Consider the following 24,343-nt stretch of genomic DNA (forward strand, 5'->3'; position numbering starts at 1 on the left):
CCTAGTCTCTACCCCTGGTGAACCGCGGTGGTCCTCAGTTGCGGATCGGCAGCGATCTCGGCCTCGGTGAAGCGCTCGGTGACCCACTGGCCGCGCGAGAACAGGACCGTCTGGTCGGTGTGGTGGGGCGAGGCGGGGTTGGCGGAGAGGGAGTAGGTGAGGATGGTGCGGGTACGCGGGCCGTCCGGAGTGAGCTCGACGGCCATCATGAAGCTGGACCCGGTGTCCACCTCCGGGTAGCGCCCATCCGTGCCGAGCGCGGCGGCGCGCATGCGCACCCGGTCGAAACAGCCCTCCCCCTCGGTGCAGCCGGGAATCGGGATCGAGGAGTAGCGCTGCGCCTGGCCCGCGGTCAGCGTCAGGGCGATGCGGTTGGTCTGGAAGAAGAGCACGGCATCGGCCAGGGACCGCCACACCTCCGGGGCGTCGTACTTGAGTCCCCGAGGCGTGGTCAGCGGTTGTGCGGGATCGAACGCCACCCGCCACGGACTGAAAACCTCTCCCGGCTTGTGGGGACCCATCAGCCGGGTGTAGAACTCGCGCCACAAGATCGCGCCCTGGCTGTCCAGGGTGGCGCGACCGTCCCACTTCCGCAGCGTCGCGCAGGCCTCGCGCACGTTCACCCGCTTACCGTCGGACGAGGTCAGCTCGGGGTGCGTACGGCACAGCGTCAGCAGGTCCGAACGCATGAGCTCGAAGCTGTAGTTGCGCTTGGTGCGCGCGGTGGCCCGCAGCGTTTCCAGGGTGAAGCCGGGCGCCCCGAGCCCGTCGGCGCCGGACAGCCGCTGGGCGATCATGTCCAGGCTGACCCGGGGTCGCGGCTCCACGTCGGTGCGCGCCTCGCCCCACGCGTGCTGGTAGCCGGTCAGCGGCTTCGACGGGTTCGTCATCCAGAAGGTGTTGTTGGAGTTGGCCACGTAGTCGGCGCGGGTCAGCCTGGGCTGGTTGCCCGGCCCGAAGATGCCGGGCACGACGGCGTCGGGGTCCTTGCCCCACAGGCACGCGGAGGTCGAGCCGTCCAGCACGTATGCGTCCAGCCCCTGCATGGGCGAGGGCTTGGCGCAGCGGCGCGCCTTCGCGTCGGTGACGTGCGGGACGATCGAGGCGTCGGCGAAGTAGGCGGTTCCGCCGATGTCGGTGGCGAGCGTGTGGACGAATGCCAGGCCCTGATAGGTGTTCTGGGCCGCGCGTAGCTGGGCGAGGTTCGTCGCTCTGGCCATCGCCAGCCATTCGTCGGCCGCGCGCAGGTTGGCGGCGTTGGCGTCGGCCAGCGCGTAGGCGACCTTGTCGGTCTGCCCGACGGCGAGCACCGGGCCGTAGCGCGAGGTGTAGAGGGTGTGGCTGGTCATGGTGCCGTCCGGCAGGGCGACCTCCACCTCCTGAAGGCCCACCGGCTCCGCCTGGCCGTCCACCAGGTAGCTGGTCCGGTCGCCCGCGAGCTGCAGCTGGTAGACGGTGAAGCGCTGGGCGTGGGAGACGGTGTGGGTCCAGGCCACGCTCGCGTTGTGCCCGATCTGGACGACCGGCGTGCCGTACAGGCTGCCGCCGGAGACGTCGAGCACACCGGGGATGGTGAGCTGTACCTGGTAGAAGCGGCGGATCCCGTTCCACGGGAAGTGCGGGTCGGCCAGCACCATGCCATGGCCGTCGCGGGTCGCCTGGCGGCCCAGCGCCCAGCCGTTGCTGCCCGCGGTGGGCCTCTTGGCCGGGCCGTCGGCCTCGGGCTCCTCGATCCCGGTGATGGCCTCCTTGAGCGCGGAGCTGCCGACCATGCGGTTGAGGTCGAGCAGGTTGTTCCAGATGTCCATGGCGGTGACGTCGCCGACCCAGGCCTTGCCCCGGCAGGTGGGATCGGGCAGGTTCGCCACCCCGGTCTCCTGGAGGTAGCGGTTGTATCCCGCGGCATAGCCGTCGACCAGGCGGCGCAGCTCGTCGCTCGGCCCCACCGGCGCGGGCCGGGCCAGCAGCCGCCGCACGACGCCCGAGTCCGCGACGCTCTTGTAGTAGACGTCGCTGGCGAGGTTGTTGATCGGGCTGACCGGGTCGTCGGACATGGCCGCGGCGCCGAAGTGCCTGGATCGCTCGCCCCGCAGCGTCACCACCCACGAGGCCATGACGCACAGGTTGTCCTGCGCGAAGGCGTAGCCGTACCCGAATCCGAGGCCGCCGTAGTCCTTGGCGGAGACGTGCGGGATGCCGTACTCGGTGCGCCGGATCGTGGCTGAGTAGCGCGCGTCGCCGGCCGCGGCGGGCGCGCCGGTGCGCACGACCACCACGGCGGAGGCGAGCAGGACCAGCGCGATCAGTACGGCCAGTCGCGGTCTGAGCTTCATGGGGCTCCTATTCGAAGCGGGCGTTGTCCGGCGCGGTCAGCTGCCTGAGCAGCGGCATGCCCATGAGAATCACCAGCAGGGAGGCGGCGAGACCGCCGCCGACGGTCGCGAAGTAGGCGGGCCCGGGCATCGCCAGGGAGGCGCCCTTCATCGCGAGCTGGTCGATGAGCGGCTCGGCCACGCCGAACCCGGCGCCGGCGGCGAGCACGGCGGACAGGACGAGCGGCAGCGCGGACTCCAGCAGCACCACCCCGGCCAGCGTGCGGGTGGGGGTACCGGCCAGCCGCAGCAGGGTGAACGGCTGTCTGCGCTCCACCAGCCCGCCGCCGACCGCCACCACGAGGCTGCAGCCGCCGACGATCAGGGTCAGCGCGACGATGGCCAGCGCGATGTTCTCGCCCTGGGTGTACAGGGTCGCTCTGGCCTGGGCGACCTCGGCGAAGGTCATCGGGGCTTGGGCGGTGTGCGCCGACAGCAGCGTACGGATCCGCTCCACCGCCGCCGTGTCGGTCGTGCTGATCAGGATCGACTCCATGTCCAGGCCGGTGGTGGTGGAGACGGATTCGCTGGCGGGTCCCGCGAGGGGCAGGATCTTGTCGATGGTGAGCGGGTTGTCGACGTTGACCACGCGGAAGAAGGCTCCCGCCACGGCGTGCGCGGCCGACGGGCACCTCCCGAGCACGGGGAAGCGGGCCAGGCTCGCGCATTCGACGACGGTCGCCGCGGGCGGTGAATCGTCAGCGGGCATGGGGATCTTCTCTTTGTCGGCCCTGGCGTAGATGGGCAGCACCTCCACGCCCGGGAAGCCGCGCAGGCGGGCGAGCAGGTCCGCCCGCACCCGTGGGGACAGGCCCGTGACGCCGGGCCGGGCGAACTGGGCGCGCAGCACGTGGTTCAGCGCGCCGTCGGCCACGGCCTGCTGACCGGAGAGCACCGCGGGCACGAGGGCAGCCATCGCCGTGCCGATGAACACCGCCAGCACGAGCCCGCTCACCGCGCGGAAGGCGGCCCTGGAGTCCGCGGCCATCCGCTGCGCGGCCAGCAGCGTCGTCGCGCTCCGGGTCAGCCCGGCGGCCAGGCGCGCGACCCGCATCGTCAGCCAGGGCCCGGCCAGGACCAGCCCGACCATGATCAGGGCGAGCCCCGCGCCGGCCAGCAGGGCGTCGGGCTCCTTGACTTTCCGGAACACCGGGCCCGCGAACAGCCCCAGCCCGGCCAGCAGCGGGATCACCCGCCACGCCCGCGGCGGGGGCGGCGCGGCCTTCCTGGCCACGCCGAGCGGTGAGATCCGCACCCGGCGCAGCGACCACAGCGCGGCGCCCGCCGCGACGACCGGCACGCAGACGAGCACGGCCGCGTACTGCCAGGAGTGCGGGGCGATCAGGTCGGGGAAGAAGCGGGCACCGGTGATCCGCGCCCCGGCCAGCGCGGGCCGTACCACCTGGAAGAGCGCGAGGCCGGCCAGCGCGCCGAGCAGCGCGCCAAGGGCGGCGTCCACCGCGGCGAGCACGTTGACCTGCCGGGAGGTGGCCCCCACCAGCCGGATCGCCGCCAGGCGCGTCTCGCGCCGCGCGGCCGCCAGCCGGGTGGCGGTGCCCACCAGCACCAGCAGCGGGACGATCAGCCCGATGGCGGCGACGACGAATCCGAACCGGTAGATGTCGGCGCTGTCGTCGACCGCGGGCTCGGTGGCCACCGCGTCGACCTGCTGGGCACCCGGCATCGCGGCGACCTGCCGCGGCGTCAGCCCCACCACGATGGCCAGCTCGTCGGGCCCGGACAGCGCGGCCTGGCCGATCAACCCGGCGCGAGTGCCGGGGAAGCGGTCGGCGAGCTGCTCGCGCGGCACCGAGTCCAGCAGTCTGGTCAGCGCGGGCGAGGCGTAGTACTGGCCGGGGCCGGGCATGCGGGACAGACCGGGGATGACCGGCGCCCGAGTGCCGAGCGCGGCGGCGTCCAGCCTTTTGATCAGCCGGCCCGCGTAGTAGTCCTCGTGGCGGTTCCACAGCGCGCCGTCGTTGGTGGCGTCCAGCGCCCAGCCATTGGGCGCGGAACCGCGCGTGCACTCCCAGCACAGGCGGTCATTGGTGGCCTGGAAGGCGTTGAACAGCGACAGCGTGGCCAGCAGCACCGCGACGCCGACGGCCACCCCGGCGACGATCAGCGCCAGCCTGGCCGCCACCTCCCTGCCGCCGCGCAGCGACAACCGCAGGCCGAGCGCGATCATCGGACGATCCCGCTCGCGTACGGATCGGTGACCCGGCCGTCGCGCACGACGATCTCCCGGTCGGCGCAGGCGGCCACCCGGGCGTCGTGGGTCACCACGATCACGGTGGTGCCTTCCGCGCGGGCCAGGCCCACCAGCAGCTCCATCACGAGCTCGCCGGTGAGCGAGTCGAGCGCGCCGGTCGGCTCGTCGGCGAAGACGACCTGCGGCCCGGTCACCAGCGCTCTGGCGATGGCCACCCGCTGCGCCTGCCCGCCGGACAGCTCCCCGGTGCGCCGGCCGCCCAGGTCGGCCAGCTCCAGCCGCTCCAGCCAGGAGGCGGCCCGCGCGTAGGCACGCTTGCGCCTGGTACGGCCGAGCAGCAGCGGCAGCGCCACGTTGTCGGCCACGGTCAGCTCCGGCACGAGCTGGCCGAACTGGAAGACGAAGCCGAAGGCGGTGCGCCGCAGCTCACTGCGGCGGCGGTCGTTCAGCGTGTCCAGCCGCCGCCCGTCGAACCACACCTCGCCGCTGTCCGGGGTGAAGATCCCGGCCAGGCAGTGCAGCAGCGTCGACTTGCCCGAACCGCTGGGTCCCATGACGGCCAGCACCTCGCCCGCGATCACCGACAGGCTGGCCTCCCGCAGCGCGGGCGTGTTGCCGTACGAGCGGCTGACCGCCTCGGCCCGCAGCAGCGCGTTGACGATCATCGCTCGCGCACCGCCTCCGCCAGCGCCCCCAGCCGGGCCTGGGTGACGTCGATCCACCGCAGGTCGGCCTCAAGGCGGAACAGGCCGTGATCGGCCAGGAGCGCGTCGACCAGGTTGCCCGCGCGCTTGATCTCGGTGAGTTCGCGCATGCGTCCGAGGTGCGTCGCCCGCTGGGCATCGAGGTAACCCGCCGCGTCGCGCCCCAGCATCAGCGCGAGCACGACCTTGGTGAACAGCACCGTGTGCAGGTACGGCTCGGCCGCGACCGGCTCGGCCAGCCACGCCTCGACCTCGTCCTTGCCCACGGGGGTGATGGCGTAGCGCTTGCGGTCGGGCCCGTCGCCCGGCTCGCTCTGCCCGGCGGTGACCTTGCCGTCTCTGGCCAGGCGGCCGAGCGTGGAATAGACCTGCCCGAAGGGCAGGGGCTTGCCCCGGCTGAAGAAGGCGTCGTAGTCGCGTTTCAGGTCGTATCCGTGGCTCGGCTCCCGTTCCAGCAGACCGAGCAGTGCGAGGGGGACACTCATGCCAGGCGACTATACCCTGAGGGTATATACGCCGGAAGTAATTAGTCCTCCTGGACCCACTTGGAGTGCTCTCTCTTCGCCCAGGCGAGCTCCACGAACCCCGTACGCATCCCACGCCGCGCCTGCGAATCCCGGTACGCCAGCCGGATGTGCCCGAGCACGACAAGGCTGATCGCCAAGGCCGTCACGTCGTGCACGAAGATGGCACTCGTCCTGGAGATCACCGGCAGGAGCCCGCTGAACCACATCAGCAGCCCCGTGAACATCATGATCGGCACTGCCCCGGCGATCCATCCCGAGTAGATCTTCTGCCCGGCGTTGAACTTGCCGGCCGGCCGTAGACCAGGCGCGGTCCAGCGCTTGCGGACGGCCCGCAGCCACTCCTTGTCGTACTGTGCCAATCGGTTCAGTCTGCGGAGATCAGCGCGGAACGCGGACGAGGCGAGGCCGAGGAGGAACGGCACCGGCAGCAGGATCCCCGACCACTCGTGGACGACGACCACCAGGTGACGGCGGCCGACCAATTGGGCGAGCGGCGAGAAATACAGGCAGGCCGCTCCTCCCACACACAGCAGCATGAGCCCGGCCGTGGCCCGGTGGACCAGGCGCTCCGCGCGGGTGAACCGCGGTACGCGCCGCTCAGACCGACCTGTCGGCCCCGTCCAGCCAGCCGTCGACGTCATAGCCGTACTCCTCCCAGTAACCAGGTATGACCTGGTCGGTGACGGTGATGCCGGAAAGCCACTTGGCCGACTTGTAGAAGTACATCGGCGCCACATAGAGCCGTACGGGGCCGCCGTGATCGTGGGTCATCGGTTCGTCGAGCATCTTGAGGGCCACGAGTACGTCGGAACGGCGTGCCTGGGCGAGCGTGAGACTTTCGCTGTACACGCCGTCGAAGCAGGTGAAGCGGACCGCCTTGCCTTCCGGCCGTACGCCTGCCGCGTCGAGGAGGTGCGAGAGCAGTACCCCTTCGAAGGGCGTCTTCGGGACCCGCCAGCCGTCGGTGCACTGCACGTCACCGACGACCCGCGTCTGCGGCAGCGCGTGCAACGCGTCGAGCGTGTACGTCCCAGGGCGGTCGACGAGACCGTCGATTTTCAGCCGGTAATCCGACTCCTGCTTCCGGGGCACGGAGGCCGCCACGCTGAAATAACGGAAGCCACCGGGATTGGGCAGCAGCCCGGTGAGTCCCGTGGGGTCGCCCTGGGAGACCTTCTCCCAAGCGCTCTGCACGTACGGCGCGGCGAAGAGGCCGAGAGCGCCGGCGCCGAGCATCGACAGCATCACCCGCCGCGCCAGGGGCGGACCGCTCTCGGCTTCATTCCGTGGATCAGTCATGGTGCTTCAGAAGACCTGGGCGAAGCAGGCAAGAGCGACAGCCACGACGAGCACGGCCACCGACAGCGCCTTCGCAGAATTCAGTACGCGCGACATGTCAGGCGGCCACTGACGCCCGGATGGTGACCGGGATGTTGCCGCGGGTGGCCTTGGAGTAGGGGCAGATCTGGTGGGCGGCGGCGCCGAGCTCCTCGACGGTCTGCCGGTCCACGCCACCGAGCTCGAGGTTGAGCACGGCGCTCAAGCCGAACTCGTCGTCGTCGCCGTGGTTCAGGGTCACTTCAGCGGTGATGGTCGTGCTCTTCAGCGCGACCTTGCGCTGTGCCGCCGCCCTTCTGACCGCGCCGAGGAAGCAGGCGGCCCAGCCCGCCGCGAACAACTGCTCGGGGTTGGTGGCGCCACCGGCCCCGCCCAGGTCCTTCGGAATGGCGAGGCCGGAGTCGAGGAGACCGTCGTCGGCCGCCACCCGACCTCCGTTACGACCTTCGCCCGTCGCGGTGACGACCGCGGTGTAGCTGACAGCCATGGCACTTCCCTTCCCGATTCGGTGTGCGTCACCCGTCTAACTGGTGACGATGCTGCAGCATCGCTCGTCACCTGTCAAGGCGGTGACGCCTTCGAGCACAAGGGAGGGCAGCGCAGGGCAGGGGCTCGGCCGATCGGCTATCGCGCGGTGGCCGCCTGTGTCTGTCGCTTACGGGCGCGGTAGGCCGCCGCCTTGATCTTGTTGCCGCACGACTCCATGCCGCACCACTCGCGGCGCCCCCCACGGGACCGATCGATGAAGATCTTGGTGCATTCGGGGTTGGCGCACTCCTTCATGAGCGGCACGTCCGGCCCGGTGAGCAGCTCGATGGCGTGCCTCGCCACGGTGGACAGCGCCTGCGCCGGGGTCGCCTCGGTCCACCGGCCCTCGGCGGCGAGCTGCGGAATCGCGCACGGAGTGCGTGCCGCCTCGTTCACCAGCGCGAGCGCCCCGCCGTCGTACCCCTCGCCCGCGAGCCGGGCGGTGACCAGGGCGTAGATCGCCTCCCGCACCGCCACCGCCTGGGCGACGTCGCCCTCCTGGCAGGCGGTGACGGTGTCGACGATGCCGGACTCCACGTACCAGGCGTCTAGCCGGGCAGGCGCGTCGAGCGTCTCGAAGGGCGCCGTACGACGGGCGCGGAGCGTGCAGGCCAGGTCGAGCGCGGGGTTGCCGCACAGGAAAACATGTCTCACATCACCAGCTTGACGGGTGACTCTGATGCGTGCAATATTCATCACCGCTTCAACCGGTGACTTCCCTGTCCCGCTCGGCTCAGGCGGCGGCCAGCCACAGGTCGGGCCCGAACACCTCGTAGTGGATGTCGCGCGGCGCGACTCCTGCCCCGATGAGCTGGGCACGCGCGTCACGCATGAACGGCAGCGGGCCGCACATGTAGACGACCGAGCCTTCGGGGATCTCGACATCGGCCAGGTCCATGCGGCCGGTGCGGGCGCAGCCGCAGCCGCCGTCCTCGTACCAGAAGATCCGCTCGCCACCGGGCAGCGCGTCGGCCAGTCTCACCATGTCCTGCCGGAGCGCGTGGTCGGACTTGGCGCGGTCGGCGTGCACGAGCAGGACCCGCCGCGAGGACCCGGTCTCGGCCAGGTGCTGCAGCATCGCGGTGATGGGCGTGCAGCCGATGCCGGCGGAGACGAGCACGAGGGGCGCATCACCGTCGTCGAGCGACACGTCGCCGAAGGACGCCGACAGAGTCAGCTCGTCGCCTTCCTTGACGGTGGCGTGCAGCAGTGCGGAGACCTCACCCTCGGGGGTGTCGCCGCCGCGCACCCGCTTGACGGTGATTCGGCGAAGTCCGTCTTGGCCGCAACCCGACAGCGTGTACTGACGGAGCTGGTGCACACCGTCGGGCATCGGCATCCGGACGCTGACGTACTGGCCGGGCCGCGCGGGCGGGGCGGGTTCGTCCCCCACGGGCCGCAGCACCAGCGACATCGCGTCCGCCGTCTCCTCGCGCCGCTCGACGACCTGCCAGGACCTCCAGGTGCTGCCGTCACGCGCCCCCGCCTCGGCGTAGATCCGGGCCTCCAGGGAGATCAGGGCACCAGCCATCAGCCAGTAGACCTCGTCCCAGGCCGCCGCGACCTCTGGGGTCACCGCGTCGCCGAGCACCTCCACGATCGCGCCGAAGAGATACTTGTGCACGATGACGTACTGGTCATCGGTGACGCCGACCGCCGCGTGCTTGTGCGCGATACGGGCGAGCAACGCGTCGGGCCGCACATCGGGGTGCTCCAGCAGCGCCCCGGCGAAGGCGGCGATCGAACCCGCCAGAGCCTTGCGCTGCTCACCGCTGTGCTGGTTGCCGCGGTTGAACAGCCCGTCGAGCAGCTCGGGCCGATCGGCGAACATCGTCTCGTAGAACCGCGCGGTGATCGTGTCGAGCGACGCACCGACGACGGGCAGGGTATCGCGGACGATCGCGGCGGTTTCTGCGGACAGCATGTGAACCTCCTGGTCAAGGGCAGCGCAAGACCCGGCGCCGCTATAATATGAATCTTAAATACATATTAAACGACGCGCAGATCGCCCCTCCACCGGGGGCGGTCGGGCACTACTCAGGCGCGGTGAGCGACAACAGCGTCGGACCGGTCGGCGACGCCACCAGCGAAGCGACCGTGACCGTGTCGAGCGAGGCGTAGAAGGCCTCCTGCGCCTGGCGCAGCGCCGTACGCAGCCGGCAGGCCGCCCGCAGCGGACAGGGCGGGTCGTCCTCGCACCCCACCACGTCGCCGTCCGACTCCAGACTGCGTACGATGGCGCCGACCGGCGCCCGGCGCCCCGCCTCGGTGATCTGCAACCCGCCACCACGCCCGCGTCGGGTCTCCACAAGACCCAGCTCACTCAGTCGGGCCACTGCCTTGGCCGCGTGGGTGTACGGCACGACGAGCATCTCGGCCACCTTACGAGTGGTCAGCAGCTCATCCTGGCGCGCCACGGCCAGCCGCATCACGACACGTAGCGAGATGTCGGTGAAGGCGGTCAGGCGCATGTGCATACGGTAGGCGCTTCCAGGCAGCGCTCGTGCACGCCAGCACGCAGCGTCAGAGACTGAAACCGAAGTTCATCCGACCCTCCTGTCCTGGCCGGTCCCGGCACCGATCTCCAACAGCCGCCTTCCTGCACCCGGCTCAGGAACGCTGCCCGCTCAGCCGGCTTCCACGGCTGCTTGCCGCTGCCGTCGTAGGCCGTTCGAAGGGAACCGAGCACATCGTCGTAGCGCACGCGCTCAGGCGGCCCCGTCGGAGGCGTACTCCCCCGGGATGTCGAGGATCCGCAGGACGGCGCAGGCCAAGGTCTTGCCGGCACCCACCCCCACGAGCAGCACGTAGTCGCCGGCAGCCAGCTCCCCGCCGGCCAGCAGGTGGTCCAGGGCGACGAACTGGTCACTGACCCCGAGATGCCCGATCCCGGCACCGTACTCCCAGGTGGTGTCGGCCATGGTCAGCCCCAGCCAGCTCAGCCGCTCCTCCAGGTTGTCCCAGCGCCCGTGCGGGAAGGCGACGCGCGCCACCTCGTCGAGCGTGATCCCCGCCTCCTTGAGCGTGCGCTCGACCAGCCCCATCAGCGTCGACTGGATCGACAGCATGACACCGGCACCGTCGCCGGCCAGCAGCCGGTTGCGGAACCCTCGGTGACGGGAGGCGAAGTCGAGCGGCCGCCCCACGGTCGCGTCCGGCGGGAACAGCGGCACACCACCGTCGTTGACCGACTCGGCCTCCGGCAGCACGACCACGTTGACCGACCGCACCTGCGCGAAGCCCGTGTCCGTAGTGAGCAGCAGCGCGCACCCGGCGTCACCTACCACGTTGCCCTCGATCATGCGCCACCGGTCGACCATCGGGGTGCCATGATTGTCGGCACCGACCAGTAGCGCCGCGCCACCCGGCCGCAGGTAGCCGGCGGCAAGCTGCAGCGCGCTGAACAGCCCGCAGCACCCCTGCCGCACCTCGACGGACAGGACGTCGCCGCCGACCAGGTGCTGCTGCAGGTAGTACTGCGGCTGCCAGCCCTCCGGCCCCTGATGCCAGACATCGGCGTACAGCATGACGTCCAGCTCACGCGGCGACATCCCGCCCGAGCGCTCGAACGCGTGCCGCGCCGCACGTAGCGCCAGCTCCGGAGCCGGTACGTCGCCGGCTACCGCCGCACCGCCGAGCCGGAAGTACTCCACGTCGTCGGCCGGATAACGGCCCTCCGCTACCGCCGTCTCGATGCTGACCACCGGCGGCAGATGAACGCCGATACTGCGCAGGTAAATGTCAGGTGTGTGCAACCGTCCTCCTTGCTGAAGCAGCGCGGCATGCCGCGGCGCGGGGCGTGGTGGAACGAATAACCCACTGCTAGGGAAAAGCGAGCCTGCTGGAAGAGCTGTCAGGTTGCCAAGCACAGACCGGCGATACGTACGGCAGGCCCTCGCAACCTGAACGTGACGGATATGTCCGGGGGCGGTCGGGCCGATGCTAATCGAATGAATTATCCATGACTAGTGGTGTCATTCTTCGGTCGAACCATGCATAATCTTCACCGCCGTTGATCATCGGCGTACTGAAGCGGAGCCGACGACCGCACGCCGGAAAGCAGCCCATCCATGTCCCAAAACCAGGTTCCGGCCACCGGCCAGAAGCACACCGGCTTCACAGTGGAGGTGGTTGCTCCGCACCTGGTGTGGCTTGGGCGTCGTCTTCCTCCACCCGCACATAACCCGCGGAATGAACGGCCAGACCCAAGATCGTGCCAACCAGGATCGCGATCCCGGCGATCGTCATGATGTGCCAGAAACCGGCGACCACCCCGACATACCCGAGTCCGAGCGCAGCCTGCTGCGCCACCAGCACGACAACGGAACTCGTCATGCGCCGACGATAGGTTTCGTGCCGGTTCAACATGATGAGAGCAGACAAGAGCGGGATGGCCAAGGAGAAAGCGACCACGCAGATCTGGGCGGACAGATCAAGGGCAGCGCCTCCCGGGGTCAGGAACGGCTGCACCAAGACGACTCCGATAGCGATCAAGCCGCCGTACATCAGGTTGTTCTGCCGGAGGGTCTCCTCCTGCTGTCCCGCAGCCCGTTTCCTCCACCATTCCCCTTGTGCGGCAGCTTGCCGCCTCCACCACGCTTCGTCCGCTACGTTCTCGTCCATGGCGACCATTGTGCAGATGGTACGAGCCTGCCTCCACCGCGGTGATGCACCGGCCAGGTTGCGGGTGCGACAGCGGCCGTGCACAACCATCCAGCGAGACCGCGTAGCGGCACCCGGCCCGCGCGCCCTGCCCCTGGACGCGATCCAAGTTCAAGCAGGGCCGTTGCAGCAAAGAAGCCCCGAAGCTTGATCGCTTCGAGGCTTTCGTTGGTGGGGCTACCAGGACTTGAACCTGGGACCTCTTCCTTATCAGGGAAGCGCTCTAACCGTCTGAGCTATAGCCCCGCGCACCACGAACGGTATCGCATCCCCACAAGGGAAGGCGAACCAGTTGTTCGGACGAGGAAAAGCTTACCGCCTCTCCCGCGTTGCTCGCGCCGCCCCCGAAAGATCGGCGGCGACGCGAGCTCAGAATGCCATAAACCGGAAAGCTACTCGGCCTCGCTGAACGTCACCTCGACGCCGCCCACCAGATCGGAGGCGACGTTGTAGATGACCGCCCCCAGCGTGGACAGTGCCGTGATGAGCACCACGTTCACCGCGCCGATGAGGGCGGTGTAGCCGAGGATGCGGACCGGCTCGAACCAGGAGGCGATGTCGATCGGGATCGAGTTTTGCCCCTGCTCCCCCTTGCCGAGCTGGTTGACCAGGTCCACCAGGGAGTCAAAAACGCCCAAGCCAGACAGCACGCCGTACAGCACGGCCACCGCCACGAACAGCACCACGAAACAGACGAGGGAGACCACGAAGCTGAACTTCATGGCCGACCACGGCTCGACGCGACGCAGCACCAAATGGGCCTTACGGGGGAGACGGGCCCCCGAGGAGTTGGAGGACTTCTTCTTAGGCATCTCGACAAGCGGAGGGGCCTCGGAGGTGAGCGACGGACGCAGTCGGACCGTCTCGTTGCCCTCCGACTGCTGCTCCCCTCCTGGCTGACCCGTGAGCGGCAACACCGGTCCCTGCGCAGGCGCAGAACCTTGCGCAGGCGCAGGACCCTGTGAAGGCGCGGGTCCCTGTGGAGGCGTGACTCCTTGCGGAGGCGTGGCCTTCTCGTCGACCGCGTCAAGGATCTCGGTTTCGTTGGGCTTCTTCGGCTGCTGGCCGTTGTCCCGGGCCGCCTTGGTCCTGGCGGAGCCACCACCCTGGGCGCTCATGACCTACTCTCCTCCCCCGTCTTCCTCACTCTCCACCGAAGTCTCCATGGACTCCGCGTTCCGGGCGAGGGCCACCACGCTGTCGCCTTCAGCGAGATTCATCAAACGCACTCCCATGGTCTGGCGGCCGGACTGCTTGATCTCGCCGGCACTCGTCCGGATCACCCCGCCGGCGGACGTGATCGCGAAGACCTCATCCTCTGGGTTGACCATGACTGCTCCGACCAGCTTGCCACGGGAACTGACGATTTTCGCAGTCAGCACGCCCCTACCGCCACGTCCTTGAACTGGATACTGCTCGACGGGTGTCCGCTTTGCGTACCCAGCCTTGGTCGCGATAAGCACATGTTGACCATCGGCAATTCTATTCATGGCGAGAAGTTCGTCACCCTCCAGGAACCTCATGCCGATAACGCCGCTCGTCGCCCGGCCCATCGGGCGCAGCGCCTCGTCCGAGGCGGTGAACCGGACGGACTGCGCGCCCTTGGAGACGAGCAGCAGATCGTCCTCCTCGGAGACCAGGCGAGCCCCGATGACCTCGTCGTCGTCGCGGATGTTGATCGCGATCAGACCGCCGGACCTGGGGGAGTCGTACTCGGACAGGCGAGTCTTCTTCACCAGACCACTGCGGGTGGCCAGGACGAGGTAGGGAGCGACGTCGTAGTCACGCAGGTCGAGGACCTCCATAACGGTCTCGTCGGGCTGCATTGCCAGCAGGTTCGCCAGGTGCATGCCCCGCGCGTCACGCGCGGCGTCGGGCAGTTCGTACGCTTTGACGCGGTAAACGCGGCCTTTGTTCGTGAAGAACAGCAACCAATGATGGGTCGTCGTCACGAAGAAGTGGTCGACGATGTCGTCCTGGCGCAGTTGCGCGCCCCTGACGCCCTTGCCGCCACGCTTCTGCGCCCGGTAAAGGTCGGTACGGGTGCGCTTGGCGTAGCCGCCGCGGGTGATGGTGACGACGATCTCTTCCTCGGCGATGAGGTCTTCGATCGACATGTCGCCGTCGTACGCGACGATCTCGGTCTGCCGGTCGTTGCCGAAGCGGGCGACGATCTCGGTCAGCTCGTCACCGACGATCTGCCGCTGCCGCGACTCCGAGCCCAGGATGTCCTGGTAGTCGGCGATCGCCGTCATCAGCGCGTCGTACTCGTCCTGGATCGCCTGGCGCTCCAGTGCGGCGAGCTTGCGCAGCTGCATGTCGAGGATGGCCTGGGCCTGGATCTCGTCGATGTCCAGCAGCGTCATCAGGCCGCCCTGGGCCTCCGCGGCCGACGGCGAGCGCCTGATCAGCGCGATGACCTCGTCCATCCGGTCGAGCGCCTTGAGCAGCGCGCGCAGGATGTGGGCCCGCTCCTCGGCCTTGCGCAGGAGGTAGCGCGTCCGGCGGACGATGACCTCGATCTGGTGCGCCACGTAGTACGTGATGAACTGGTCGAGCCGCAGCGTACGCGGCACCCCGTCGACCAGGGCCAGCATGTTGGCGCCGAAGGTGTCCTGGAGCTGGGTGTGCTTGTACAGGTTGTTCAGGACGACCTTGGCGACGGCGTCGCGCTTGAGCACGATGACCAGCCGCTGGCCGACCCGGGACGACGACTCCTCGCGGACGTCGGCGATGCCGGTGACCTTGCCCTGCTTGACCAGCTCAGCGATCTTGTAGGAGAGGTTGTCCGGGTTGACCTGGTAGGGGAGTTCGGTGATGACGAGGGCTTGGCGGCCCTTGTTGTCCTCCTCGACCTCGACGACGGCTCGCATCGTGATCGAGCCGCGGCCGGTGCGGTAGGCGTCCTCGATGCCCCGGCGGCCGACGATCAGGGCCTTGGTCGGGAAGTCGGGGCCCTTCACCCGGGCGATGGCCGCCTCGAGCAGCTCCTCGTCGGTGGCCTCGGGGTTTTCCAGCGCCCACTTGACGGCCTCGGCCACCTCGCGCAGGTTGTGCGGCGGGATGTTGGTCGCCATGCCGACCGCGATGCCACCCGAGCCGTTGACCAGCAGGTTGGGGAAGCGCGCCGGGAGTACGACGGGCTCCTGCGAGCGGCCGTCGTAGTTGGGCTGGAAGTCGACGGTGTCCTTGTCGATGTCGCGCAGCATCTCCATGGCGATGGGCGCGAGCTTGCACTCGGTGTAGCGCATCGCCGCGGGCGCGTCGTTGCCCGGAGAGCCGAAGTTGCCCTGCCCGTCGACCAGCGGATGGCGCAGCGACCATGGCTGCGCCAGCCGGACGAGGGCGTCGTAGATCGAGGTGTCGCCGTGGGGGTGGTAGGAACCCATGACGTCACCGACGACGCGCGAGCACTTGAAGTAACCGCGGTCAGGGCGGTAGCCGCCGTCGTACATCGCGTAGAGCACGCGGCGGTGCACCGGCTTGAGACCGTCACGCACGTCCGGCAGGGCACGCGAGACGATGACCGACATCGCGTAGTCCATGTAGCTGCGCTGCATCTCGGTCTGGATGTCGACCGGTTCGATGCGGTCCGAAGACGGTGGAGGCGGAGTGTTCACTTCCGTCACGTGTGAAGATCCTTTTCTACTGTACGGCCGAGCGCTACACGTCTAGGAAACGGACATCGCGCGCGTTGCGGATGATGAAGGCCCTGCGCGCCTCGACGTCCTCACCCATGAGCACGCTGAACATCTCGTCGGCCTGGGCGGCATCGTCGAGCGTGGCCTGCAGGAGGATGCGGCTGTCAGGGTTCATGGTGGTTTCCCACAGCTGGTTGGCGTTCATCTCGCCGAGACCCTTGAACCGCTGGACGCCGTCGTGGGCGCGGGGGTCGCGCTTGCCGCGGCTGATGCCGTCCTCGATGATCGCGTCGCGCTCGCGGTCGGAGTAGGCGTAGGAAGCGTCGTCGCCCTTGCGGTCCCACTTGATCTTGTACAGGGGCGGCTGCGACAGGTAGACGTGACCGCCCTCGATCAGCGGGCGCATGAACCTGAACAGCAGGGTCAGCAGCAGCGTGGTGATGTGCTGGCCGTCGACGTCGGCGTCGGCCATCAGGATCAGCTTGTTGTAGCGCAGCTTGCTGATGTCGAACTCGTCGTGCACGCCGGTGCCCATGGCCGTGATCAGCGACAGGACCTCGGTGTTCTGCAGGACCTTGTCGACCCGGGCCTTCTCGACGTTGAGGATCTTGCCGCGGATCGGCAGGATGGCCTGGAATCGGGAGTCGCGGCCGCCCTTGGCCGAGCCGCCGGCCGAGTTGCCCTCGACGATGAACAGCTCGCACTTGTCCGGGTCGTTCCACTGGCAGTCGGCCAGCTTGCCCGGCAGGCCGCTGCCCGACTCCAGCAGCGACTTGCGCCGCGTGAGGTCGCGCGCCTGGCGAGCCGCGAGGCGGGCCCTGGCGGCCTGCAGCGACTTGTTGATGATGTCCTTGGCCTCGCCGGGATTGCGCTCGAACCAGGCGCGCAGATGGTCGTTGCAGGCCTTCTGGACGAACGACTTGGCCTCGGTGTTGCCGAGCTTCGTCTTGGTCTGCCCCTCGAACTGCGGGTCGGCCAGCTTGATCGAGACGATCGCGGTCAGGCCCTCGCGGACGTCCTCGCCGGAGAGGTTGTCGTCCTTGCCCTCCTTGAGGAACTTCTGCTCGCGCGCGTAGCGGTTGACGATCGACGTCAGCGCCGCGCGGAAGCCCTCCTCATGGGTGCCGCCCTCAGCCGTGTTGATGGTGTTGGCGAAGGTGTAGACGGACTCGCTGTAGGAGTTGTTCCACTGCATGGCGATCTCGACGGAGACGCCGTCGCCGTGCTCCTCGAAGTCGATGACCGACGCGTGCGCGGCCTCCTTCTTGGAGTTGAGGTGCGTCACGAAGTCGGACAGACCGCCCTGGTAGCAGTATTCGACCTTCACGGCCTCGCCGTTGACGTGGTCGGGGCGCTCGTCGCGCAGCACGATCGTGAGGCCCTTGTTGAGGAAGGCCATCTCCTGGAAGCGCCGCGAGAGCGTCTCGAAGTTCCAGGTGGTGGTCTCGAAGATGTCCTCGTCGGCCCAGAAGGTGATCGTGGTGCCGGTCTCGGCGGTCTCCCCGTCCTGTGCCAGGGGCGCGGTCGGCTTGGAGTGCTCGTAGCGCTGCCGCCAGATGTGGCCGTTCTGCTTGACCTCCACCTCCAAGGCGGTGGACAGCGCGTTGACCACGGCCGAGCCGACGCCGTGCAGACCGCCGGAGACGGCGTACGACTTGCTGTCGAACTTGCCGCCGGCGTGCAGGGTCGTCAGTACGACCTCGACGGCGGAACGCTTCTCGACCGGGTGGATACCGGTCGGGATGCCACGGCCGTTGTCGATGACCCGCACGCCGTTGTCGGCGAGCAGTGTGACGTCGATGCGGTCGGCGTGACCCGCGAGGGCCTCGTCCACCGCGTTGTCGACGATCTCGTAGACCAGGTGATGCAGACCGCGCTCACCGGTCGAGCCGATATACATACCCGGGCGCTTGCGAACCGCCTCAAGCCCTTCGAGTACGGTGATTGAGCTAGCGTCGTAGGACAAGTGCCAAATCCTCCTGCCGCGGACACGCGGCTGGGGAGGCGACACTTGCCAAGCTTGCTGCCCCTGCCGTGCCCGTCACCGTCGTGAGTGCCCCGTTGCGATGGTCACCCGGGGGAATCGGCGCCGTATACGTGCCGGGGGTGACACGCAAACGGACGTGTCCGGAATCCAGTTTCATTCTACCGGCTCTGAGGGCCCAAGGTGGCATTGAACGCGCCTGTAACGGCCTGTCGCTCGATTTCCCCCGCTTCAAGCATCCCCCCACAGGAAGGGGGGTCATCGCGCCTGCGGCTCTCTGATGGGTTTTCTCGCCGATATGGCTCAGCCGTACGTGTCTCCGGGACCCTTGCTGCCGGTCACTCTGAGCCCACCGGACGTGCGCGGTGCGTTCTGCGGGCCTCTGACCTTCACCTTCGTGACCGTCCCGTGGCCGAGCTCCTCGTTGAGCCGGCGTACGAGAGTGCGCGCGAGCAGGCGCACCTGGGTCGCCCACGCGGTGGAGTCGGCGATGATCAGCACCTCACCGTCCTCGAACGAGTCCGGTTTGGTGTGCGCAGCCAGATCGGGACCGACGATGTCGGGCCACCGGCCGAACACCCCGCCGACGGCCGCCGACCGCTCCCAGCCCCGCTCGGCGAGCAAGTCCATGATCGCGCGTCCGAAAAGCTGTGGATCGCCGGCGTCCCTGCTCGGGCCCGCCTTGCGTCTGGGCGCGCGGCGGGGGAGCTGGCCGCGCTTGGCGGCGTCGGCCTTGGCCTGGGCGAGCTTCTCCCTGGCCATCGCGGCGCCCCTGGTGGTGGGGTTGTCCTCAGCGGACACGCGTCACGCTCCCCTCGGCGACATCGAACCTGGATCCGATCAACTCGGCGGGCACGTCGTCGGCCACCGCCGCGGTGATGAGCACCTGCTCGGCGGGGGCGACGATCTCGGACAGACGGCGTCTGCGCTGGCTGTCGAGCTCGGCGAAGACGTCGTCGAGAATCAGCACCGGGTCGCCGCCCTCGGCGCGGAGCAGGTCGTAGGCGGCCAGCCGCAGCGCCAGGGCGAACGACCACGACTCCCCGTGACTCGCGTAGCCGCGCGCGGGCAGCTCGCCGAGGCCGAGGATCAGGTCGTCGCGGTGCGGGCCGACGAGCGTGACACCCCGCTCCAGCTCGGCCGCGCGGACCTCCAATAGCCGCTCGCGGAGCCGTTGTTCAAGGGTTTTCCCCAAGTCTGTGGATAACGTCTGTGTATCGGAAGATCCCGTCTCACCGGGGATTTCATCCTCAGCCGCGTCGGTGCCTGTGGACAAAGTACTGCGATAGGCCAGGGTCGCGGGGGCGCTCGTGGGGGCCAGCGCGGCATAGGCTCCGGCGACCAGCGGACGCAGCGCGTCGATGAGATCGAGCCGCGCCTGAAGCAGCTCCGCGCCGTGCCGCGCCAGATGCGCGTCCCAGACCTCCAGAGTGCTCAGGACGTCGCCGGCGCCCGCCGCCGAGAATCCGGTGTCACTCTCGGCCCTTCGGGCGCTCCTGGCCCCTCTGCGGGCCTGCGAGGCCGCACGGAGCAGCGCCCCTCGCTGCTTCAGCACCCGGTCGTAGTCGGCGCGTACGCCGGCGAACCGCGGGGTGCGGCTCACCAGCAGCTCATCGAGGAAACGCCGCCGCTCGGAGGGGTCGCCCTTGACCATCGACAGATCCTCGGGGGCGAACAGCACCGTGCGCAGCAGGCCGATGACGTCACGCGGCCTGGACACGGGGGAGCGGTTGAGCCGCGCGCGGTTGGCCCGCCCCGGATTGATCTCCAGCTCGACCAGCGCGCGCCGGTCGTCCCGCTGGATGGCGCAGCGCACGATCGCCCTGCTCGCGCCCTGCCGTACGAGTGGCGCGTCGGAGGCCACCCGGTGACTGGAGTGCGTCGCGACGTAGCCGAGGGCTTCGACCAGGTTGGTCTTGCCCTGGCCGTTGGGTCCCACGAACGCCGTGACGCCCGGCTCCAGGCCGAGCTCCACGGATGCGTAGGACCGGAAGTCGGTCAGCGACAGGTGGGCGACGTGCACCCCAAGAAGGTTAGTGCGCCGCGCCCGTCACTGGGGTCACCGGCTTGCGCCTGTGGAAAACCGGTGGGGGATCACCGCACCTTCGGCGGTGTCACGTCGGCGCCGGGGGAGTCGGCGCCCATGCCCACCGAGCCCTCCGCCGAGGCGATCGCGTGGCCGCCGAACTGGTTGCGCAGCGCGGCCACGACCTTCATCGCGGGCGGGTCCTCCTGGCGCGAGGCGAACCTGGCGTACAGCGCGGCGGTGATCACCGGCAGCGGCACGGCGTGGTCCACCGCCGCCTGGACGGTCCACCGGCCCTCGCCGGAGTCCTGTGCGTAACCGCGCAGCTCCTCGAGGTGCTCATCGCTGTCGAGCGCCCGAACCAGCAGGTCGAGCAGCCAGGAGCGGATCACGGTGCCGGTGCGCCAGCTGCTGAAGCAGCCCTTGACGTCCGTGACGATGTCGGAGGCTTCCAGGAGCTCCCAGCCCTCGGCGAAGGACTGCATCATGCCGTACTCGATGCCGTTGTGGACCATCTTGGCGAAGTGGCCCGCCCCGACGGCGCCCGCGTGGACGAAGCCGTCCTCGCCTTCCGGCTTGAGCGTCTCGAAGATCGGCATCATGTGCTGGACGACGCTGTCGTCGCCGCCGCACATCAGCGCGTAGCCGTTCTGCAGGCCCCAGACGCCACCGCTCACGCCGCAGTCGACGAAGCGGATGCCCTTCTCGGCCAGCTCGGCGGCGTGCTTCTGGTCATCCACATAGTGGGAATTACCGCCGTCGATGACGACGTCGCCCTCGGAGAGGAGCTTGCCGAGCTCGTCGACCGTCTGCTGGGTGGGCGCGCCGGCCGGGACCATGACCCAGACCGCGCGCGGGGTCTCCAGCCTGTCGACCAGCTCTTTCAGGCTGCCGACGTCACTGGCCTCCCGATGGTGGTCGTAGCCGACCACCTCGTGACCCCCGCGGCGCAGCCTTTCGGCCATGTTGCCGCCCATCTTGCCAAGTCCGACCATCCCGATCTGCATGATGTACCAACTCCCCTAGTCAGAGCTCAATAATCCCCGATGGGATTTTCAGCTCGACAGGCGGATCGGCATGATCAGGTAGCGGTAGTCCGGAACCCCGCCGTCATCCACAGGCTTGCCGCCGGTGAGGATGGCGGGTTTGGTGGACGTGGTCATCTGCAGCCGGGCGACGTCGGAGTCGATCGCGCCCAGGCCCTCCAGCAGGAACTGGTGGTTGAAGGCGATGTTCATCTCCTCGCCCTCGTAATCCACAGGCAGCGCCTCGACGGCCTGCGCCTCGTCGCCGCTGCCCGCCTCCAGCACGACCTCGCCGCTCTTGAACGCCAGGCGTACCGGCGTGTTGCGCTCGGCGACCAGCGCCACGCGCTTGACCGCCTCGACGAACGAGGCTGTGGACAAGTCCGCGCGCGCCGAGAACTCCGTCGGCAGCAGCGAGCGGTACTTGGGGAACTCCGGGTCGAGCAGCCGCGTGGTGGTCCGCCGTCCGGCGCTGGAGAAGCCGATCATGCCCTCTCCGGTGCCGCCCGCCGAGCTGAGCGCGATCTCCACCTCGGCGCCGGTCGCGCCGAGCGCCTTGGCCGAGTCGGCGAGTGTCTTGCCGGGGATCATCGCGATCGCCGCGAAGTCGGGCTGGTCCGGCTGCCACTTCAGTTCGCGTACGGCCAGGCGGTAGCGGTCGGTGGCGGCGAGGGTGACGGTGTCGCCCTCGATCTCCATCCGTACGCCGGTGAGCATGGGCAGCGTGTCGTCCCGGCCGGCGGCGACGGCGACCTGGCCGACGGCGGAGGCGAAGACGTCGCTGCCCACCCGGCCGGCGGCCGGCGGCATGGCCGGGAGCGACGGGTAGTCCTCCACAGGCATGGTCAACAGGGTGAACCGGGCGCTGCCACACGTGACGACCGCCTTGGCTCCCTCCACGACGAAGTCCACAGGCTGTGCGGGAAGCGCGCGGGTGATCTCGGCGAGCAGCTTGCCGGAGACCAGGACGACGCCGGCCTCACCGGTGTGGAGTTCGAGCGTCACCTCCGCGGAGACCTCGTAGTCGAAGCCCGACAGCTTCAGCTGCTGGTCCTCGGTGACCTCCATGCGCATGCCCGCGAGGACGGGCACCGACGGCCGCGCGGGGAGGCTGCGTGCCGTCCATGCCACCGCCTCAGCGAGGACGTCTCGCTCGATTCGGAACATCACGGTCATCAGCCTCCTGATTTCGTCGTTGACCCAAGTGTCGCCTCTCCCGCACCTGAGTTCCGGGAGAACCCCTCTATGGGTCTTGAGTTTCTTAGTTAGAGAGATAGGTGGTCTTCACACTAGGGGGTGTGGATAGTGTGGACAACCAGCGTTTCCGCAGGTCAATGTGCGTGGCGTCATCCACTGAGGATGTGGGTGGAGCCTGGGGGAAACTTCGCTGCCTGGGGATGAACGTTCGTTGCCCACAGCTCGTCCCCAGATCATGGTGCGTTCATCCACCGGCTATCCACGAGGTTTCCACAGGTTGTCCACGGGGTAAACGGCCTCGCGGCGACCCCTCAAAAGACTGTGCACAGGCCGTCCACAAGTCATCAACAGGTCGTCCCCAAGTTGTCCTCAGGATGTCCCCAGATTTATCCCCAGGCTCTGTGCGGGATTTTTCTGGCGAAGATAGGACGTACGGCCGCCGCGTTCCGGCGTTTCCCCTGATCCACAGTGTTATCCACAGGCTGTGCATGACGGTCAGGATCCACGCGACGTCTGTTTGATACGCATTGTTAGCTCGTTGACCTGGTTGTACATCGACCTGCGCTCCGCGATGAGCGAGCGGATCTTGCGCTCGGCGTGCATGACGGTCGTGTGATCGCGGCCGCCGAACTGCTGCCCGATCTTCGGCAGCGACAGCTCCGTCAGCTCCCGAACGAGGTACATCGCGATCTGCCGGGCGTTGACCAGAGCCCTGCTGCGCGAGCTGCCGCACAGGTCGTCGATGCTGATGCCGAAGTATTCGGCGGTCTTGGCCATGATCGTGGCGATCGTGATCTCGCCCCCGCCGTCGGAGGTGATCAGGTCCTTCAGCACCACCTCGGCCAGCTGGAGGTCCACACCCTGCCTGTTGAGGCTGGCGAACGCGGTCACCCTGATCAGGGCGCCCTCCAGCTCGCGGATGTTGGTGGAGATGCGGCTGGCGATGTACTCCAGGACCTCGGGCGGCGCGGCCAGGCCCTCCTGGATGGCCTTCTTCCGGAGGATCGCGATGCGAGTCTCCAGCTCAGGGGGCTGGACGTCGGTGATCAGGCCCCACTCGAACCGGTTGCGCAGCCGGTCCTCCAGCGTGATCAGCTGCTTCGGCGCCCGGTCGCTGGAGATCACGATCTGCTTGTTGGCGTTGTGGAGGGTGTTGAACGTGTGGAAGAACTCCTCCTGCGTCTGCTCCTTGCCCTCCAGGAACTGGATGTCGTCCACGAGCAGGATGTCGATCGCCCGGTAGCGGCCGCGGAAGCCGTCGGCCTTGTGGTCGCGGATGCTGTTGATGAAGTCGTTGGTGAACTCCTCCGAGCTCACGTACCTCACCCGCGCGCCGTCGTACAGGCTCTGGGCGTAATGCCCGATCGCGTGCAGGAGGTGGGTCTTCCCCAGGCCGGAGTCGCCGTAAATGAAGAGTGGGTTGTACGCCTTTGCGGGGGATTCGGCTACGGCCACCGCGGCCGCGTGGGCGAATCGGTTGCTGGCCCCGATGACGAATGTCTCGAAGGTGTACTTCTGGTTGAGCCGGGCGGGTTCGCTGGGCTTGTTGCTCTTCGCTTCCCAGCGGTTCTGCGTCGGCTCCGGCAGTTTCTCCACAGGGGACTGCGCCTGTTCAAAAGAGAACGTGGGCTGTGGATATTCGGTGGATATCTGGGCCGCGTCCGGCTGTGGAGAATAGAACTGCGGAGGCTCGGAAGCCTGGTAGTGCTGCACCGATGGGGGCTGTGCATAACGTGGCTGCTGATCCGGGCCCTGGGGATAATTTTGAGCCACAGGCTGTGGATGAAGGTCCGGCATCTGCTGCTCGGGGGCCGTCGTGTCGATCATCACGGCCAGGCGCATGGCCCGGCCGAGCTCCTGGGAGAGCGCGTGGGCCACGAGGGAACGCAGCTTGCCCTCGATGAGGTCCTTCAGGAAGTCGTTGGGGACGCCCAGCACGATCGTGTCGTTGGCCAGGGCGATCGGGCGCACCATGGACAGCCAGGTGCGCTGCTGTATGGGGACGTTCTCGTTGAGGAAGTTGCTCAGGGCCCTCTGCCATACCGTGCCGAGGTCGACACCGTTCATGTGCGGTACCCCTCCTTCCTCTCGCGGCCCCCCGCGATCGATCGTCCACCGCTTATCCGC

At 68.5% G+C, this 24,343-nt stretch carries 20 protein-coding genes and 1 tRNA gene; all 21 read right to left on the minus strand.

Annotated features, from left to right (window positions below; all coding sequences use genetic code 11):
• Positions 1-8: 8 nt before the first annotated feature.
• The 21 genes from KME78_RS48180 to dnaA all read right to left on the minus strand — a co-directional run bounded on the left by KME78_RS48180 (position 9) and on the right by dnaA (position 24,283).
• On the minus strand, positions 9-2,333 hold the full coding sequence (locus tag KME78_RS48180; protein WP_219536709.1) for a penicillin acylase family protein: 2,325 nt from the start codon (positions 2,331-2,333) through the stop codon (positions 9-11).
• A 7-nt stretch (positions 2,334-2,340) separates the two neighbouring features.
• Complete coding sequence (locus KME78_RS48185) at positions 2,341-4,560, minus strand: FtsX-like permease family protein (RefSeq protein WP_219536710.1); 2,220 nt, start codon at positions 4,558-4,560, stop codon at positions 2,341-2,343.
• Positions 4,557-5,249, minus strand: coding sequence for an ABC transporter ATP-binding protein (locus KME78_RS48190; RefSeq protein ID WP_219536711.1), 693 nt, complete (start codon positions 5,247-5,249; stop codon positions 4,557-4,559). Before KME78_RS48190 ends, KME78_RS48185 begins: the two co-directional genes overlap by 4 nt.
• Entirely contained in the window at positions 5,246-5,773 is a 528-nt protein-coding gene (locus KME78_RS48195; protein ID WP_219536712.1) for a PadR family transcriptional regulator, read from the minus strand. The genes KME78_RS48190 and KME78_RS48195 overlap by 4 nt, the downstream gene beginning before the upstream one ends.
• Positions 5,774-5,814: 41 nt before the next feature.
• Complete coding sequence (locus KME78_RS48200) at positions 5,815-6,456, minus strand: cytochrome b/b6 domain-containing protein (protein ID WP_219536713.1); 642 nt, start codon at positions 6,454-6,456, stop codon at positions 5,815-5,817.
• Positions 6,413-7,114 carry a molybdopterin-dependent oxidoreductase gene (locus tag KME78_RS48205; protein WP_219536714.1) on the minus strand — a complete coding sequence of 234 codons (702 nt, stop codon included), beginning with the start codon at positions 7,112-7,114 and terminating at the stop codon, positions 6,413-6,415. Before KME78_RS48205 ends, KME78_RS48200 begins: the two co-directional genes overlap by 44 nt.
• A 97-nt stretch (positions 7,115-7,211) precedes the next feature.
• Positions 7,212-7,640 (minus strand): organic hydroperoxide resistance protein, encoded by a 429-nt coding sequence (locus KME78_RS48210; protein WP_219536715.1) that lies wholly within the window; start codon positions 7,638-7,640, stop codon positions 7,212-7,214.
• Between the two features lie 137 nt (positions 7,641-7,777).
• Complete coding sequence (locus KME78_RS48215) at positions 7,778-8,335, minus strand: CGNR zinc finger domain-containing protein (RefSeq protein ID WP_219536716.1); 558 nt, start codon at positions 8,333-8,335, stop codon at positions 7,778-7,780.
• Positions 8,336-8,414: 79 nt separating this feature from the next.
• On the minus strand, positions 8,415-9,605 hold the full coding sequence (locus KME78_RS48220) for a globin domain-containing protein (protein WP_219536717.1): 1,191 nt from the start codon (positions 9,603-9,605) through the stop codon (positions 8,415-8,417).
• A 109-nt stretch (positions 9,606-9,714) separates the two neighbouring features.
• Complete coding sequence (locus tag KME78_RS48225) at positions 9,715-10,152, minus strand: RrF2 family transcriptional regulator (RefSeq protein WP_219536718.1); 438 nt, start codon at positions 10,150-10,152, stop codon at positions 9,715-9,717.
• A 237-nt stretch (positions 10,153-10,389) separates the two neighbouring features.
• Complete coding sequence (locus tag KME78_RS48230) at positions 10,390-11,436, minus strand: ketoacyl-ACP synthase III family protein (protein ID WP_246653473.1); 1,047 nt, start codon at positions 11,434-11,436, stop codon at positions 10,390-10,392.
• A 361-nt stretch (positions 11,437-11,797) separates the two neighbouring features.
• Entirely contained in the window at positions 11,798-12,304 is a 507-nt protein-coding gene (locus KME78_RS48235) for a hypothetical protein (RefSeq protein WP_219536719.1), read from the minus strand.
• A gap of 208 nt (positions 12,305-12,512) precedes the next feature.
• A tRNA-Ile gene (locus tag KME78_RS48240) sits at positions 12,513-12,589 on the minus strand.
• A gap of 146 nt (positions 12,590-12,735) precedes the next feature.
• Complete coding sequence (locus KME78_RS68265; protein WP_372455105.1) at positions 12,736-13,155, minus strand: DUF3566 domain-containing protein; 420 nt, start codon at positions 13,153-13,155, stop codon at positions 12,736-12,738.
• 309 nt (positions 13,156-13,464) lie between these two features.
• Complete coding sequence (gyrA, locus tag KME78_RS48250; protein WP_219536721.1) at positions 13,465-15,972, minus strand: DNA gyrase subunit A; 2,508 nt, start codon at positions 15,970-15,972, stop codon at positions 13,465-13,467.
• A gap of 34 nt (positions 15,973-16,006) precedes the next feature.
• Complete coding sequence (gene gyrB / locus KME78_RS48255) at positions 16,007-17,950, minus strand: DNA topoisomerase (ATP-hydrolyzing) subunit B (RefSeq protein WP_219536722.1); 1,944 nt, start codon at positions 17,948-17,950, stop codon at positions 16,007-16,009.
• Positions 17,951-18,271: 321 nt separating this feature from the next.
• On the minus strand, positions 18,272-18,769 hold the full coding sequence (locus KME78_RS48260) for a DciA family protein (protein ID WP_308127408.1): 498 nt from the start codon (positions 18,767-18,769) through the stop codon (positions 18,272-18,274).
• On the minus strand, positions 18,759-19,991 hold the full coding sequence (gene recF / locus KME78_RS48265) for a DNA replication/repair protein RecF (RefSeq protein ID WP_219536723.1): 1,233 nt from the start codon (positions 19,989-19,991) through the stop codon (positions 18,759-18,761). Before recF ends, KME78_RS48260 begins: the two co-directional genes overlap by 11 nt.
• A gap of 71 nt (positions 19,992-20,062) precedes the next feature.
• Entirely contained in the window at positions 20,063-21,001 is a 939-nt protein-coding gene (gnd, locus tag KME78_RS48270) for a phosphogluconate dehydrogenase (NAD(+)-dependent, decarboxylating) (RefSeq protein WP_219536724.1), read from the minus strand.
• Positions 21,002-21,049: 48 nt separating this feature from the next.
• Positions 21,050-22,189, minus strand: coding sequence for a DNA polymerase III subunit beta (gene dnaN, locus KME78_RS48275; protein WP_219536736.1), 1,140 nt, complete (start codon positions 22,187-22,189; stop codon positions 21,050-21,052).
• Positions 22,190-22,711: 522 nt separating this feature from the next.
• Positions 22,712-24,283, minus strand: a complete 1,572-nt coding sequence (gene dnaA, locus KME78_RS48280) for a chromosomal replication initiator protein DnaA (protein ID WP_219536725.1) — start codon at positions 24,281-24,283, stop codon at positions 22,712-22,714.
• Positions 24,284-24,343: the final 60 nt, after the last annotated feature.

Source organism: Nonomuraea guangzhouensis, assembly GCF_019396345.1.
Lineage (GTDB): Bacteria > Actinomycetota > Actinomycetes > Streptosporangiales > Streptosporangiaceae > Nonomuraea > Nonomuraea guangzhouensis.